The organism is Kribbella sp. NPDC000426, assembly GCF_040300265.1.
Classification (GTDB): Bacteria; Actinomycetota; Actinomycetes; order Propionibacteriales; family Kribbellaceae; genus Kribbella.
In genome coordinates, this window is sequence record NZ_JBEPDK010000007.1 from 265,462 (window position 1) to 279,902 (window position 14,441).

General features: G+C 67.3%; 16 protein-coding genes. 12 read left to right on the forward strand and 4 right to left on the reverse strand.

The features are described 5' to 3' along the window. Positions 1–55: 55 nt before the first annotated feature. A complete protein-coding gene (locus ABT313_RS44770; RefSeq protein WP_502884048.1) occupies positions 56–397 on the reverse strand; it encodes a hypothetical protein in 342 nt (113 codons plus the stop codon). Positions 398–561: 164 nt separating this feature from the next. Here ABT313_RS44770 and ABT313_RS32850 point away from each other — a divergent pair, with 164 nt between their 5' ends. Genes ABT313_RS32850 through ligD form a run of 3 tightly spaced genes read left to right on the forward strand, consistent with a single transcriptional unit; the run spans position 562 to position 3,828 of the window. Beyond that, entirely contained in the window at positions 562–1,665 is a 1,104-nt protein-coding gene (locus ABT313_RS32850) for a helix-turn-helix domain-containing protein (protein ID WP_350861832.1), read from the forward strand. 22 nt (positions 1,666–1,687) lie between these two features. Beyond that, on the forward strand, positions 1,688–2,824 hold the full coding sequence (locus ABT313_RS32855) for a branched-chain amino acid aminotransferase (protein ID WP_350861834.1): 1,137 nt from the start codon (positions 1,688–1,690) through the stop codon (positions 2,822–2,824). 35 nt (positions 2,825–2,859) lie between these two features. Continuing rightward, positions 2,860–3,828: a non-homologous end-joining DNA ligase gene (gene ligD, locus ABT313_RS32860; RefSeq protein ID WP_350861836.1), complete on the forward strand. Its 969-nt coding sequence runs from the start codon at positions 2,860–2,862 to the stop codon at positions 3,826–3,828. Here ligD and ABT313_RS32865 read toward each other — a convergent pair. After that, positions 3,825–4,427 carry a TetR/AcrR family transcriptional regulator gene (locus tag ABT313_RS32865; RefSeq protein ID WP_350861838.1) on the reverse strand — a complete coding sequence of 201 codons (603 nt, stop codon included), beginning with the start codon at positions 4,425–4,427 and terminating at the stop codon, positions 3,825–3,827. The two genes, ligD and ABT313_RS32865, sit on opposite strands and share 4 nt — an antisense overlap. An 84-nt stretch (positions 4,428–4,511) precedes the next feature. Between ABT313_RS32865 and ABT313_RS32870 the strand changes: the two genes are divergently transcribed. Beyond that, on the forward strand, positions 4,512–5,858 hold the full coding sequence (locus tag ABT313_RS32870) for an FAD-dependent monooxygenase (protein WP_350861840.1): 1,347 nt from the start codon (positions 4,512–4,514) through the stop codon (positions 5,856–5,858). A gap of 9 nt (positions 5,859–5,867) precedes the next feature. Beyond that, entirely contained in the window at positions 5,868–6,497 is a 630-nt protein-coding gene (locus ABT313_RS32875) for a nucleoside/nucleotide kinase family protein (RefSeq protein WP_350861842.1), read from the forward strand. Here the strand turns inward: ABT313_RS32875 and ABT313_RS32880 are convergent. Continuing rightward, entirely contained in the window at positions 6,484–7,233 is a 750-nt protein-coding gene (locus ABT313_RS32880; protein ID WP_350861843.1) for a TetR/AcrR family transcriptional regulator, read from the reverse strand. The two genes, ABT313_RS32875 and ABT313_RS32880, sit on opposite strands and share 14 nt — an antisense overlap. 82 nt (positions 7,234–7,315) lie before the next feature. Here ABT313_RS32880 and ABT313_RS32885 point away from each other — a divergent pair, with 82 nt between their 5' ends. The 6 genes from ABT313_RS32885 (at position 7,316) to ABT313_RS32910 (ending at position 12,491) form a co-directional block, all read left to right on the forward strand. Beyond that, entirely contained in the window at positions 7,316–8,215 is a 900-nt protein-coding gene (locus ABT313_RS32885) for an ATP-binding cassette domain-containing protein (protein ID WP_350861845.1), read from the forward strand. A gap of 40 nt (positions 8,216–8,255) precedes the next feature. Beyond that, positions 8,256–8,984, forward strand: a complete 729-nt coding sequence (locus ABT313_RS32890; protein ID WP_350861847.1) for an ABC transporter permease — start codon at positions 8,256–8,258, stop codon at positions 8,982–8,984. 245 nt (positions 8,985–9,229) lie between these two features. Further along, positions 9,230–9,427 (forward strand): hypothetical protein, encoded by a 198-nt coding sequence (locus ABT313_RS32895; RefSeq protein ID WP_350861848.1) that lies wholly within the window; start codon positions 9,230–9,232, stop codon positions 9,425–9,427. 85 nt (positions 9,428–9,512) lie between these two features. After that, complete coding sequence (locus ABT313_RS32900) at positions 9,513–10,469, forward strand: proline racemase family protein (protein WP_350861850.1); 957 nt, start codon at positions 9,513–9,515, stop codon at positions 10,467–10,469. Positions 10,470–10,547: 78 nt separating this feature from the next. Then, complete coding sequence (locus ABT313_RS32905; protein WP_350861852.1) at positions 10,548–10,871, forward strand: putative quinol monooxygenase; 324 nt, start codon at positions 10,548–10,550, stop codon at positions 10,869–10,871. A gap of 90 nt (positions 10,872–10,961) precedes the next feature. Beyond that, positions 10,962–12,491, forward strand: a complete 1,530-nt coding sequence (locus tag ABT313_RS32910; protein ID WP_350861854.1) for a S53 family peptidase — start codon at positions 10,962–10,964, stop codon at positions 12,489–12,491. A 2-nt stretch (positions 12,492–12,493) separates the two neighbouring features. Here ABT313_RS32910 and ABT313_RS32915 read toward each other — a convergent pair whose 3' ends face one another. Next, the gene (locus ABT313_RS32915; protein WP_350861856.1) at positions 12,494–13,135 is read right to left on the reverse strand and encodes a GPR1/FUN34/YaaH family transporter; all 642 of its coding nucleotides are present in this window, start codon (positions 13,133–13,135) and stop codon (positions 12,494–12,496) included. Between the two features lie 227 nt (positions 13,136–13,362). Here ABT313_RS32915 and ABT313_RS32920 point away from each other — a divergent pair, with 227 nt between their 5' ends. Next, positions 13,363–14,421 (forward strand): zinc-dependent alcohol dehydrogenase family protein, encoded by a 1,059-nt coding sequence (locus ABT313_RS32920; RefSeq protein ID WP_350861858.1) that lies wholly within the window; start codon positions 13,363–13,365, stop codon positions 14,419–14,421. Positions 14,422–14,441 lie beyond the last annotated feature (20 nt).

Genomic DNA, 14,441 nt, shown 5'->3' on the forward strand with positions numbered 1-14,441 from the left:
CGTCAAGTAACTCCTGACACCGTTGTCTCAAACACACCCGCACCTGCCCGCACTGCTAGGGACCGCAGCTGAGGCAGGGCCAGCGTTGGCCGCAGCGGGAGCAGAGGCCGTCCGGAGTGGCGACCGGTAGCCAGACCGTCCGCACGGGGTCGGCTGGTGGTGCCGAGGTTGATCTTGTGACGTCTGGTGCGGTTGTGAGCCAGTGGAGGGTCGCGCGGTCGGCTGTGGCGTGGACTTCCAGTAGTGCTTGCACGCCGCCGTCCCAGGTGGAGGTGCTGGGGTGAGGGGCACGCCAGCGGAGGGCTGCTGTGCCGTCGGACCACTCCACGCCTTCGGCGAGGGTGGTGGTTTGGTGGATCAGGTGGAAGAGGCGAGCCTGTCGCTGCAGTGTGTTCACCTCTTCAGAATGACCAGAGGGGGCTGCGTACAACAGGTGTGGGCTGTGGGCTGTGGGAACAGCCCACAGCCCACATGCCCTTGTTTTTCACGGTTTTTGTCGGCGAGGGCTTGTAACGTCGCGGCACGCACCACATGAGCTCGAAGCGTGAACGGGGTGGTTCTGTGACTACTACTGCGGTGACTTTCGGGACGCACTTGCGGCAGTCCAGGCAGGCGGCCGGCCTGAGCCTGCGGCAACTCGCAGCCCGCGTCGGGTACGACCACAGCTACCTGTCGCAGGTGGAGCGCGGGCAACGGCCGGGCTCTGCTGACCTGGCGCGGCTCTGCGACCGTGAGCTCGGCACTGGCGACCAGCTGAGTGTCACCTTCGAGCCCAGGCCTTCCCGCGCAGAGCGGCCGGGGCAAACAGCCGACCCGTTGGAGTTGGCGTGGCAAGGGGTCGTGGCAACTGCCGGCATCGCCGACGCGACCGTTGCCCTCGACGACTTCCGCGGTACTCCGCCAGCTGCTCTGCTGCCCGAGCTGGTGAGTGAGCTGCAGCTGCTGCAGGCGCGGGGCGGTGACGAGCTGGAGGCGGTCGAGCTGAGCATCCTGATCGCAGAGACGCTCACCGGGCTTGGTGAGCGACGTTCGGCGAGGCGTTGGTGGTGGGCCGCACATGCGTCCGCAGTCGGCGCCGGAGAGGCGCTGGTGTGCGCGAGAGAAGCCATCAGTGGTCTCGCCGAGCAGCGTCCGTTGCCACCGTTGCTGGAGCTTGCTGACAAAGCCTCGGCGCACGAGTCGCCGATGTCCCATGCGGCCCGCGCGCTGGTCCTGGCCGAGCTTGGCCGCAGCGAGGAGGCACATCAAGCGCTGCAGATGCTTGTGGGCATCGAGGCCCTGGGCACGCGGCCAACGGACTGGATGCCCTATCAGCAGCACTGGGCCGAGGGACGAGTGTGCGCGCGACTGGGGTACGGCGTACCGGGGTGCATCCTGCTGGAGCGAGCCAGAGAGCTCTGCCCGGAGCGCTGGATCGGCGAACGCGCCCTGCTCGACCTGGCCCTGGCCGAGAGTCTGGCTGTCGCCGGAGAGGTCCCAGCCGCCCTGGCCACGGCTCTGCGGGTCCTGGTCGAGCTGCCCGACGAGTGGCGCGACCTCTGGGTGGACGACGCTGCCGAGCGGGTGCTCCGCGTCGTGCCCGAGAGCGAGCGCGGTGCAGCGGAGCTACGCAGGCTGCTGGCAACCAAGGGCCGGAGTGTGGGCGGCGGGTCGAGCTGGAGGTGAGGGCAGGGGTAGCGTGCGGTGAGTGACAGGTGAACAGCGGACAACGGCAGTGGCAGACAAGTGGGACTTCGCGGTTGAGCTACGGAGCGACCCGGCCGGCGCAGCGGCTCGGGCGGCTGTGCTCGCGGACCCGGCGTTCGGGCAGTCGTTCACCGACCACATGGTGGTTGCCAACTGGACGGTCGATCAGGGCTGGCACGACGCCAAGGTGACGGCGTACGCGCCGCTGAAGCTGAGCCCGGCAGCTGCTGTCTTCCACTACTCACAGGAGATCTTCGAGGGACTCAAGGCGTACCGCCACCCGGACGGCTCGGTCTGGGCATTCCGCCCCGACCGGAACGCAGCCAGGTTCACGGCGAGCGCCGAGCGACTGGCGCTGCCGCAGGTGCCGGAGGACGAGTTCGTCGCTGCACTGCGCGCGCTCGTGACCGTTGACGAGGCCTGGGTGCCGTCAGCCGAGGCCAGCGAGACCAGTCTGTATCTCCGGCCCTACATGATCGCCACCGAGGCCGCACTGAGCGTCCGGCCGTCGCATGAGGTGTTGTTCGGCGTCATCGCATCGCCGGCCGGCCCGTACTTCGACACCGGCCCCAAGCCGGTCTCCATCTGGCTGACGACCTCGAGCATCCGCGCGACGCCGGGTGGGACGGGCGCGGCCAAGTGCGGCGGCAACTACGCGTCCAGCCTGGCCGGTCTGGCCGAGGCAGTGGCCAACGGCTGCGAGCAGGTCGCCTTCGTTGATGCGGTCGAGCACAAGTGGCTCGAGGAGATCGGCAGCATGAACATGTTCTTCGTGTACGCCGACGGCCGCATCGCCACACCCGAGCTGAACGGTTCGATCCTCGAAGGCGTCACCCGCGCCTCCGTGCTCGAGCTCGCCGCCGACCTCGGCCACCCGGTCGAGGAACGCCGGATCTCCGCCGACGAGTGGCGCGACGGCGTCCGCAGCGGCGAGATCACCGAGGTCTTCGCCTCCGGCACGGCCGCCGTCATCACCCCGATCGGCCGCGTCGCCTGGCCAGACGGCGAGCTGACCATCGGCGACCACTCCGTCGACTACGGCGTCGGTCCGGTCACCGCCAAGATCCGGTCCACGCTGCTCGACCTCCAGTACGGCCGCACCCCGGACACCCGCGGCTGGCTCACGCGGCTGGCTTGATGCCGTTTGTCCCCGGCGCCGGTTAAGTTGGCGTCATGGCCGAGTCCAAGGGCAAGTCTCCGGCGATCGAGCTCGAAGTCGGCGAACGGACGGTCCGGATCTCCAATCCGGACCGGGTGTACTTCCCTGCCCGCGGCGAGACCAAGCTGGACCTGGTCAAGTACTACCTGTCCGTCGGCGACGGCATCGTCAACGCACTCCGCGAGCGTCCGTGCATGATGCACCGGTTCCCCGAGGGCGTCGCGGGCGAGAAGGTCCACCAGAAGCGGCTGCCGCACGGAGCGCCGCCCTGGATGGAGACGGTCCGCGTCAAGTTCCCGCGGTACAACCGGACCGCCGACGAGCTGTGCGTCACCGAGATCGCGCACGTCGCCTGGGCGGTGCAGATGTCGACGGTCGAGTTCCACCCGTGGAACTCCCGCCGCGCCGACACCGAGAAGCCTGACGAGTGGCGCATCGACCTCGACCCGATGCCCGACTGCCCGTTCGATCGGGTCCGCCGGGTCGCGCACACGGTCCACGAGGTGCTCGAGGAACTCGGCGCGGTCGGCTACCCGAAGACGTCCGGCGGTTCGGGGATCCACGTCTACGTCCGGGTCGAGCCGGAGTACGGCTTCTCCGACGTACGGCGGGCCGCGCTGGCCTTTGCGCGCGAGGTCGAGCGACGGACGCCGGACGACGTGACGACGACCTGGTGGCGCAAGGACCGCGACCCGAAGAAGCTGTTCGTCGACTACAACCAGAACGCCCGCGACCACACGATCGCCAGCGCGTACTCCGTCCGCGGCAACCCCGAAGGCACGGTGTCGACCCCGATCCGCTGGGACGAGATCGACGACGTGAACCCGAAGGACTTCACGATCGAGACCGTCCCCGCGCGGTACGCCGAGTTCGGCGACCTGCACGCGGACATCGACGACAACGTCTACTCGCTGGCCACGCTGATGGAATGGGCCGAGCGCGACGAACGCTCCGGCGAGGAAGCACCACCCGAGGACGATTAGCCAACCAGCCCGTGGTGCAGGAGGTTGGTGAGCGTGTCGATCGCCGCTTCGTCGGTGATGGTCTGGCCGTTCGCCGGGTTCACGACCAGCCAGGTGTAGGCGAAGCCCTCCATCAACGCGTTCATCGCCGAGATCGCGACCAGCGGATCGGCGGGCGGACGCGGCAGGTGGGAGAAGTGCTCGATCATGTGCTGGTCGTCGTCGGCCATGATCTGCTGCAACCGCCGGCCGAGCTCCGGATCCGCCATCGCGGCCTGCTTGACCGCGACCATCTCCGGCAGATGCGCCTGGTAGAACCCCCAGAACGCGGCCACGTGCCAGCGGATCGCTGACAGCTTGCTGAAGTCGGCGTCGTGCCCGGCGACGTCGACGACCGCCTCGTCCGCCTCCAGCAACATGTCCTTGAGCAGCGCCTCGAGCAACTCTTCCTTGCCCGCGAAGTGGTTGTAGAACGACCCCGTCGCGCGGCCCGCGGCCGCGGTGATGTCGGTGATCTTCGTGTTCAGGTATCCGCGCTCGGCGAAGATTTCCCGCGCGGCCTGCTTCAGCGCCACCTCGGTCCCGGCCGCCCGTTGCCGGCGGCTCACCGTGTCGGTCACGACAACCTCCTTGACACCGAACCCTAGCCACGTTCAAACTGAATCTGAATTCAGTGAATCATAGTTCAGTCAAGGAGACCAGAGATGAACGTCCTGATCGCAGGCGCCGGACCGACCGGACTGACCCTGGGAATCGAGCTGGCCCGGCGCGGGATCGCGGTCCGCGTGATCGACAAGGCGACCGGGTTCTTCAACGGATCGCGTGGCGACGGCCTGCAGCCGCGGACCCTCGAGGTCTTCGAGGACCTCGGCGTCGTGGATCAGGTGCTCGAGCAGAGCATCGCGATCCCGCTGATGAAGATCTACCTCGCCGGCGAGCTGGTCGGCGAGCGCCGGATGGCCGAGCCCGTCGACGCGACTCCGGACATCCCGTACCCGAACGCCCGGATGCTCGGCCAGTCGCGGACCGAGAAGATCCTGCGCGACAAGCTCGCGGAGTACGGCGTGAACGTCGAGCTGGACACCGCGATCGTCGGCTTCACCCAGACCGGGGACTCGGTCACCGCCGAGCTTTCCACCGGCGAGACCGTCGAGGTCGACTACCTGGTCGGTGCCGACGGCGGCAAGAGCTTCGTCCGCAAGCAGCTGGGGATCGCATTCGAGGGCACCACCGACGACTCGATCCGCACTCTGCTCGGCGACGTCGCGGCCGACGGGCTCGACCACGAGGTCGGCTACTGGTTCGCGAGCAAGGACAACCCGATGGCCGGTATCGCGATGACTCCGCTGAGCGGCGGCGACCAGTTCCAGTTCGGCGCGCCGCTCGACGGCGACGATGCCGACACCTCGCTCGAGGGCCTGCAGGCGCTCGTCGACAAGTACGCCGGTGTGGGTACTGCGAAGCTTCGCGACCTGACCTGGTCGACCGTCTGGCGTCCGAACGTGCGTCTCGCCGCAAAGTTCCGGGTCGGCCGCGTCTTCATCGCCGGCGATGCCGCTCATGTGCACCCGCCGACCGGCGGCCAGGGCCTGAACACCGGCGTGCAGGACGCATACAACCTCGGCTGGAAGCTGGCGGACGGACGCGAAGAGGTGCTGGCGACCTACGAGACCGAGCGCCGGACCAACGCGATGCGGGTGCTCGGGATCAGTGAGGACCTGATGCAGAAGCACGTCGAGGGTGACGAGTCGGCGATGGAACGCGGCGAGAACACTCGCCAGCTGGACGTCTCGTACCGCGACCCGTCGGACACCGGCCCGCTCGTCTCCGGCGACCGCGCGCCCGATGCGCCGCTCGTAGATGCCTCCGGCAACAAAGTACGACTGTTCGAGCTGTTCCGCGGCCCGCACGAGACCCTGCTGCGGTTCTCCCCCACCACCGTGTCTGACCACCCGTACGCCGTCGACATCACCTCACCGGAGGCGTTCGAGATCTACCACGCGCAGCCGGGCGACGAGATTCTGATCCGCCCCGACGGTTACCTCGCTTAGGATTTTCGGGTGCAGACCCTGGATTCGGCCGCCGCCTACGACCGCGCCGTCGAGCTGGCGACGCGTGGGCGGCGGCAGATCCTGGGGATCTCGGGCGCGCCGGCCGCGGGTAAGTCGACGTACGCCGAGCAACTCGCCGCCAAGCTGAGCGCGGACGGCCACCAGGTCGCGCTGGTGCCGATGGACGGCTATCACCTCGCGCAGTCGGTGTTGGAAGACCTCGGCCTCGCAGACGTGAAGGGCGCGCCGCACACCTTCGACGGCTACGGCTTCGTCGCATTGCTGAAGAGACTGAAGGAAGCGCCGGACGAGCAGATCTGGGCGCCGCGCTTCGACCGCAGCATCGAGGACTCGATCGCCGCGAGCATCGGCGTCGCACCTGCGGTGACGCTCGTCCTCACCGAGGGCAACTACCTTCTCCTCGACGAGCCGCCATGGACGACAGTCCGCACCCTGCTCGACGCGTGCTGGTACGTCGAAGTACCCGAGCCGCTCCGCCATTCGCGACTCGAAGCCCGGCACCGCGCCTTCGGCAGATCACCCGAGGAAGCGCACGAACGGACCTTCGGCTCCGACGAACGCAACGCGCACCTGATCGCCGCGACCGCACCGGCGGCCGACGCGATCATTCACCCTTGACGCAGACCCGTTCGATGAACGCTGCGACGCCGTCCAGATAGAGCTGCAGACCGAAGTCGAAGTCCGCCTCGTTGTCTTCCTCGAAGCTCCCGACCTGGTCGAACACGCCGGCCTCGACCGTCCGCGCGACCGCGGGATAGACGCGCGGATCCGCGACCCGCCGCAGCGTCGAGCCGAACCGCTGAAAGGCATCCGGATTGTCCGCGTACCCGGCAGCGAGGTCGAACGCCATCCGGATCTCGCCCTGCACGTAGGTGATGAGGCCCATCACCACGCCGACCTTCGCCTCCTCCGGCAGGCCGGTGTCCTTCAGCACGCCCAGCGCAGAGTCGAACCAGGCGAGGTTGTTCGGACCGGCCGGCGGACCCGAGATCGGCACCTTCGCGTACCACCGGTGCCGACGGATCGCCGTGAGTACGCCGTCCGCCCAGAACGTCAGCCCGGTCCGCCAGTCGACACCCTCCGGCATCGGTTCCGGACGCTCGAGTGCCGCGTCGGACATGATCACGAGCAGCTCGTCCTTGCTCTTCACATGCCGGTAGAGCGCCATCGTCGAGTTGCCGAGCCGCTCCGCGACGCGAGCCATGGAGACGGCCGCCAGATCCTCCGCATCGGCGATCTCGATCGCGGCCCTGACGATGTCGTCGAGCGTCAGCGACGGCTTCGGTCCGCGCCGCGGGGCCTCCCGCAACCGCCACATCGCCGCGATGTCGGCCGACAGCTCCTCGTTCTCCACCAGGTCAGTTTAGGGCTTGCCTGGCGATACTGCGTAGATGCTACGCTATTTAGCGTACTTGATACGCAGTAAGGAGGGGACGATGATCGTCGAAGCAATCGGGCTTCGGAAGTCGTACGGCGCGAACGACGTACTCACAGGGGTCGACCTGAGTGTCGACGAGGGGTCGGTGCTCGCCCTGCTCGGTCCGAACGGGGCCGGCAAGACCACTGCGGTGCGCATCCTGACCACGCTGACCAGACCTGACGCCGGCACGGCGACCATCGCCGGGTACGACGTACTGCGCGAGCCGGCCCGGGTCCGTGAGGCGATCAGCCTCACCGGGCAGGACGCCGCGGTCGACGAGAACCAGACCGGTCGGGAGAACCTGGTCATGGTCGGTCGGCTGATGCACCTCGGTCGGCGTACTGCCCAGCGTCGTACTGCGGAGCTGCTGGAGCAGTTCGCGCTGACCGACGCCATGGACCGGCGCGTGAAGACCTACTCGGGCGGCATGCGGCGGAAGCTCGATCTGGCGATGAGCCTGATCGCCCGGCCGCAGGTGATCTTCCTCGATGAGCCGACGACCGGGCTGGATCCGGCCAGCCGTTCGGCGATGTGGGACGCGATCGTCGAGCTGGTCCGTGGCGGTACGACGATCCTGCTCACAACGCAGTACCTGGAGGAGGCGGACCGGCTGGCGGACCGAATCGTGCTGCTCGACCACGGTCGGATCGTGGCGAGCGGTACGGCCGATGCGCTCAAGAGCCAGATCGGTGGCGAACGGATCGAGCTGCGGTTCTCCGACGAAGCACAGCTGCTGAAAGCGACTGGAGTGCTCGACGGGGTCGCCACTGAGCTGGTGCTGAACGTGCCGTCCGATGGTACGGCGGCGCACCTGCACCACGTGCTCGACGTACTGCGCGACAACGGGCTGGAGCCGGAGCGGGTCTCGTCACACCGTCCGACCCTCGACGACGTATTCCTCGCCCTGACTGCCTGAGAGGTTGCTCATGACACATGCAGTCACTGACGTGGTGACGATGATCGACCGTAGCGTGCGGCTGGCGCGGCGCAACGTCGACACGTTGTTCGCTTCGATCCTGCTGCCGTTGCTGATGATGGCGCTGTTCGTCTACGTGTTCGGCGGCGCGATCAACACGGGCACGGAGTACGTGAACTACGTCGTACCGGGGATCCTGCTGCTCACCACCGGGTACGGCGCCGCGTCGACCGCCATGGTGGTCGCTGACGACATGAACGGCGGCATGATCGACCGGCTGCGATCACTGCCGATCCACAGCTTCGCCGTACTCACCGGACACGTGGTGGCGAGTGTGGCGCGCAACGCGGCATCCACTGCGATCGTCATACTCGCCTCATTGGCCATGGGGTTCCGCCCTGGCGGCGGAGTGGTCGATTGGCTCGCGGCTGTCGGTCTACTGCTGCTGTACGTCGTCGCGCTGTCGTGGCTGGCTGCTGGTCTCGGTGTGATCGCCAAGTCGGTGGAGTCGGCCAGCACTCTCAGCTTCTTCATGCTGTTCCTGCCGTACCTGAGCAGCGCCTTTGTACCGCCGGAGTCGATGCCTTCGTGGCTGCAGCCGGTCAGCGAGCACCAGCCGATCACTCCGGTCATCGAGACGATCCGCAGCTTGCTGATCGGTACGCCGATGGGCAACAGCGGTCGAGTCGCGCTTGCCTGGTGTTCTGGTCTGCTCCTGTTCTCCGTCGTACTGGCGACTTCGCTGTACCGCCGGCGCAACAGCCGCTGAGCGCAGGACTTCTACCGTTCGGCGAAGGATCGGCGCCGAAACGACCGGGCGTGACCCCTTGGTCGCGTTAACGTCAAAGTCCCCCCCAACGTGTGGTGGTCCCACTCCCCCCGGGACCCACACGGACGAGCGCCCCGATCACTGATCGGGGCGCTTTGTTTTTCCAGATTTTCTTTTCGGGCCGTGTCGATTCCGGCCCTCCCGGGTCGACGTATCAGTAAGAGCGACCAAGGGAGAGGGTCAGAATGAACATCACCACCGACACCCGGAACATGATCATCAGCATGCTGGCCGAGGGCAGCCCGGTCTGGTACGTCGCCGGCATGGTCAAGATGCGCAACCACGACGTCTACGCGGTCGGCCGAGAAGCCGGCTATCCGGACAAAGCGTCACTGCGGCGAGCCGTCTGGGCCGCCCGGAACCGCACACTGCAAGCAGCCTGACCACCTGTCCCAGGCCGCTCTCGAGCCGCCGTCTACCCCTCTCATCGGGGGTGGGCGGCGGCTTTCGTTTGTCTAAGGTGTTCGCGTGGATGATGTCAGCGTTGTGGATTACCACACGGCCGGCGAGCCGTTCCGGATCGCGACGTCGGTGGAGATCCCGGGCGCGTCAGTGGCCGAACGCCGGGTCGCGGCGCAGTCGTCCGACGCGATCGACGCAGTACGGCAGTTGCTGGTGAACGAGCCGCGCGGACATGCGGACATGTACGGCGGGTTCGTCGTACCGGCTGATGACGACGGCGCTGACTTCGGCGTCGTGTTCTGGCACAAGGACGGGTACTCGACGGCGTGCGGGCACGGGACGATCGCGCTCGCGACGTGGGCGATCGACACCGGTCTGGTCCAGAGGCGGGACGTCGTCATCGATGTGCCGTCCGGGCGGGTCGCCGCTCGGGTGGACGGTTCAAGCGTTGCCTTCCGCAACGTTCCGTCGTACGTGCTGAAACGTGACGTGCCGGTGTCGACCGCCCGCGGAGACGTGCTCGCGGACATCAGCTACGGCGGCGCGTTCTATGCCTCCGTGCCTGCCGCGTCGGTCGGCTTGTCGGTGACGCCGGAGTGCTACGCGGACCTGATCGCCGTCGGCCGCGAGATCAAGTGGGCGCTGGACCCGGTCGCCGTCCATCCTCACGATCCTCGACTGAGCGGTCTGTACGGCACGATCCTGTACGACGACCTCGGCACCGTCGACGGCAATCCGCACCAACGGAACCTCGCGGTCTTCGCCGACGGCGAGGCAGACCGCTCCCCCTGCGGCTCAGGTACGTCGGCACGCCTCGCCCTCCTGCACGACGAGGGACGCCTCGGCCCCGACCAGGTCCTCCGCCACGACTCGATCGTCGGTACGACGTTCCTCGGCCGGGTCGTGGAGCAGACCGAGGCCGGCGTCATCACCGAGGTCACCGGCAGCGCGTACCGCACCGGCACGGCCACCTTCACTCTCGATCCGCGCGACACGCTGGGCACCGGCTTCACGCTCCGCTGATCTCAGATTGCGACCGCCCACCCGCCTCGCGACCGCTAGCATCGGTCCCGGTCCCATCGATCCAGCGGAGGAAGCCTGATGATCTTCATCACCGCCAAGTTCCGGGTGAAGCCTGAACACGCCGACAACTGGCCATCCATCACCGCCGACTTCACCACCGCGACCCGCTCCGAGCCGGGTTGCCTGTGGTTCGACTGGTCCCGCTCCCTGGACGACTCGAACGAGTACGTCCTGGTCGAAGCCTTCGCCGACGACGACGCGGCGACCCACCACGTCACCTCGGCCCACTTCAAGGCCGCGCAGCAAGACCTGCCTCCGCACCTCGTGGAAACTCCTCGCATCGTCAACTTCAAGCTCCCTCAGGACGACTGGTCCGAGCTCGGCGAACTCGCCGTAAAGTAACCTCTTGACCCCGTAGGGTGACCGAGTCGGTCACTCATACGGGGAGAGATCTTGATCAGGACTATCGCTCTGCTGGCAGGTTGCGCGGGCGTGGCACTCGCGGGGGTAGCGCTGGGGCAACCCAGCACCTCACAGCAGGTACGGGTCAAGCCGGAGCTCGTCGATGCCGAGCAGTTCGCCACCGCGGTTTCTACGCCTGGCAATCCGCAGTTCCACCGCTACCTGAGCCCGGACGCGTACGAGGCCCGATTCGGACCGACTGCCATAGAAGCGTCCCCTGAGCTGAGTTCCACTCGGCTGGGCGCCGCCAAGGCGTCGGCGGCCCGCACAGCACGCACCGGGCCGGTCACCTGCTCGCGCTACTGGGCAGAGCACGTGCGCCGTTTCAGCCCGGCGTATCGGGGACTGACCAAGGGCTCACTGCCGGTCTGTGGGTACTCCGCTCGGCAGCTGCGCGCTGCTTATGGAGCGAACTGGGCGTTCACCGGCAAGGGCCAGACGATCGCGCTGACCGAGAGTGACGCGCCGACCGAGATGTTCCGGACGCTGAGCGAGTACGCACGTCGCAATCACCTTCCGGCGCCGAAACCCAGCCAGTTCCGGGAGGTCCACCTCGACGGCGGGAACTGCGGCACTCGGAGCGCGTCGCAGTACAACGACGAAGCCGAGATGGATTCCGAGGCCGTCTACGCGATGGCGCCCGGCGCGAATCAGCTGATGGTCGTCGGTGGCAGTTGCGACGAAGACCAGGCGCTGCTCAACGCAGTACTCGCGGTTCTGAAAGGGGACGGACATCGGCCGAGCGCCTCGATCGTCTCCAACTCCTGGCAGATCCCGATCGGCGACCTGCCTCCCCAGGCCGTGCACGCTCTGACCGTCCGGGCGGCCGCCGAAGGTGTCGGCCTGTACTTCTCGTCCGGCGACACACCAGGCCTCACGACGACCGCCTCGGATCCGTTCGTAACAGCAGTCGGCGGTACGACGCTGAGCCTCGGCGCCGGCAACACCCGGATCTTCGAGACGGGCTGGTCGAACAACACGGCGATGATCGACGCGGGCAAGTGGAGCGACCTCGGCATCACCGGTGCCGGCGGCGGGACCAGCGAGGTCTACGCACAACCGGCGTACCAGAAAGGCGTTGTCCCGCCGTCGATGTCGCACGTGCGGGTGGGCGGTCGGACTGTGGTCAACCGAGCCGTGCCGGACATCGCCGCCGTCGCCGACCTCGACACGGGCATGCTCACCGGCTACACGGCGGATGGTCGCTATCAGACCCAGGTGAATGCAGGGACCAGCCTCGCTGCCCCGCTGGTCGCCGGGCTGGTGGCCGACGCACAGCAGGGACAGCGGTCCAGCTTCGGATTCATCAACCCACTGATTTACAGGCTGTCCGGGACGCGAGCTTTCCACGACGTACTTCCAGTCACGCCGGCAATGCCGCAGCAGAACAGGGCTGCCTACACGCCCGCTACCGCCGAGGACAGCGCGACCGTCGACGTCTTCGACTCCAGAGGTCCCGACACCGATCAGGTCACCGCGAAGGGCTACGACACCGTCACTGGCGTTGGCACACCCAACGGTCTCGCGTTCATCCTCGGTCTCCGCAGTACCGCCGGATGACCTCAGCGGACAAGCGGTTGCCCGAGTGGCAGTGCCTTGCCACCTGTCGCTTGCGAGGCCGAGTTGAAGAACAGGTAGACACCCAGCGCGGCGAACACGAACACCACCACACCGGCGACGTTCAGCGTGCCCGCTGACTGCTGCAGTGTGCCGATCAGGACCAGCACCAAAGCGATTTCGATGAGCCCGAAGAGTGCTGTGTACGCAATCGGCAGCCGGAGTGTGGCGAGTGTGAGCATCCCGATCACGACCAGCCAGGAGATCACGAACAGCCCCTGCGTGTGGAGGGCGTCCGCTTCAACGATGGCGAACCATTTGTGCAGCAGGCCGAACACGAGCGTCGCATAGCTGAGCCAGAACCCGGCGAAGATGCCGAACACCCCGGCCACCGCGCTCTGACCGACCGCTGCCGCCCAGATCGCCGCGATCAGCAGGCCCAGTCCGGTGGCCGCGCCAATGATGGCGAGCGAGGCCCCGACCCCGGCCGCCGACACGTAGCCGACCAGCACGAGACCGAGCGCGACCGAACCCACGATGAAACTGGGCAGCCCGATCATCATCGGGTCCCCGGCCGCTGGAGCCGCGGCCTCAGCCGCAGGTTGTACCTCCTGGACGCTTTGGGCATCGGCGTCGATCGTGGTCATGGCGAGCTCCTCCCTTTCCGGGCGCATCCCCGGCTCTGATCAGTCTCACCACTTCGCGCGCGGGAGAGTGTCTCGATTTGAGAGGCGGCGCCCGGCCCAGCGTTCACGGAGCTGTCTCAAGATGAGATGCGCGTCCGGCTGCTGCGGTGTGACGATCCGTTAGGTACCGGTGCGCGCCCTTGGTGCCGATCGAGTCACCCGCGTGGCCGATGAGAAAGGGAGTGCCGATGAAGGCTCTCGTCTACCACGGACCCGGCCAGAAGATCTGGGAAGAGGTTCCGAACCCCGCCATCAAGGACCCGACCGACGCCATCGTGCAGGTCGAGGCCACCACGATCTGCGGCACGGACTTACACATCCTCAAAGGCGACGTTCCCGCCGTGACCGACGGCCGGATCCTCGGCCATGAAGGCGTCGGGGTGGTCACCGAGGTCGGCTCCGGCTGCAAGAACGTGAAGGTCGGCGACCGGGTGATCATCTCCTGCATCAGCAAGTGCGGGACGTGTGACTACTGCAAGGCCGGCCTGACCTCGCACTGTAAGACGCTCGGCGGCATCGGCTGGATCTTCGGGCACCTCATCGACGGGACCCAGGCCGAGTACGTGCGCGTGCCGTTCGCCGACAACGGCCTGATTCCGCTGCCCGAGGGAGTCTCTGCCGAAGCAGGAACCATGCTGAGTGACATCCTGCCCACCGGCTACGAGATCGGCGTCCTGAACGGCGCCGTCAAGAGCGGCGACATCGTCGCGGTCATCGGTGCCGGCCCTGTCGGGCTCGCCGCGATCATGACCGCCCGCACCGCCGGCGCCGCGAAGGTCATCGCCGTCGACACCAACAAGTTCCGGCTCGATCAGTCCCGTGATTTCGGGGCGACCGAGACCCTCGAGGTGAGCTCCGGCCAGGACATCGCGGCCGCACTACGCGAGCTCAGCCCCGACGGGCTCGGCGTCGACGTCGCCATCGAAGCCGTCGGCCTGCCCACGACCTTCGGCACCGCCCTGGAGTCGGTCCGCCCCGGCGGTCACGTCGCCAACGTCGGCGTCCACGGCGAGAGCGTGGAGTTCCCGATCGAGCGCCACTGGATCAACAACCTCACGATCACCACCGGCCTCGTCAACGCGACCACGGCCCCCGAACTCCTCGAAAGCATCAAGACCGGCGCCATCGCCCCCGAGAAGTTCATCACCCACCGCTTCACCTACGACCAGTTCGCCCAGGCCTACGACACCTTCGCCAACGCCGCCGAACAAGAAGCCCTCAAGGTCATCATCACCAACACCCCATGACCTGCACATAAAACGAAGGC

Coding starts and splice junctions, on each gene's coding strand:
- ABT313_RS32870 (WP_350861840.1), top strand. CDS start 4,512: ATGAACGTCCTGATCGCAGGCGCCGGACCGACCGGACTGACCCTGGGA.
- ABT313_RS32895 (WP_350861848.1), top strand. CDS start 9,230: ATGAACATCACCACCGACACCCGGAACATGATCATCAGCATGCTGGCC.
- ABT313_RS32890 (WP_350861847.1), top strand. CDS start 8,256: ATGATCGACCGTAGCGTGCGGCTGGCGCGGCGCAACGTCGACACGTTG.
- ligD (WP_350861836.1), top strand. CDS start 2,860: ATGGCCGAGTCCAAGGGCAAGTCTCCGGCGATCGAGCTCGAAGTCGGC.
- ABT313_RS32905 (WP_350861852.1), top strand. CDS start 10,548: ATGATCTTCATCACCGCCAAGTTCCGGGTGAAGCCTGAACACGCCGAC.
- ABT313_RS32915 (WP_350861856.1), bottom strand. CDS start 13,135: ATGACCACGATCGACGCCGATGCCCAAAGCGTCCAGGAGGTACAACCT.
- ABT313_RS32885 (WP_350861845.1), top strand. CDS start 7,316: ATGATCGTCGAAGCAATCGGGCTTCGGAAGTCGTACGGCGCGAACGAC.
- ABT313_RS32920 (WP_350861858.1), top strand. CDS start 13,363: ATGAAGGCTCTCGTCTACCACGGACCCGGCCAGAAGATCTGGGAAGAG.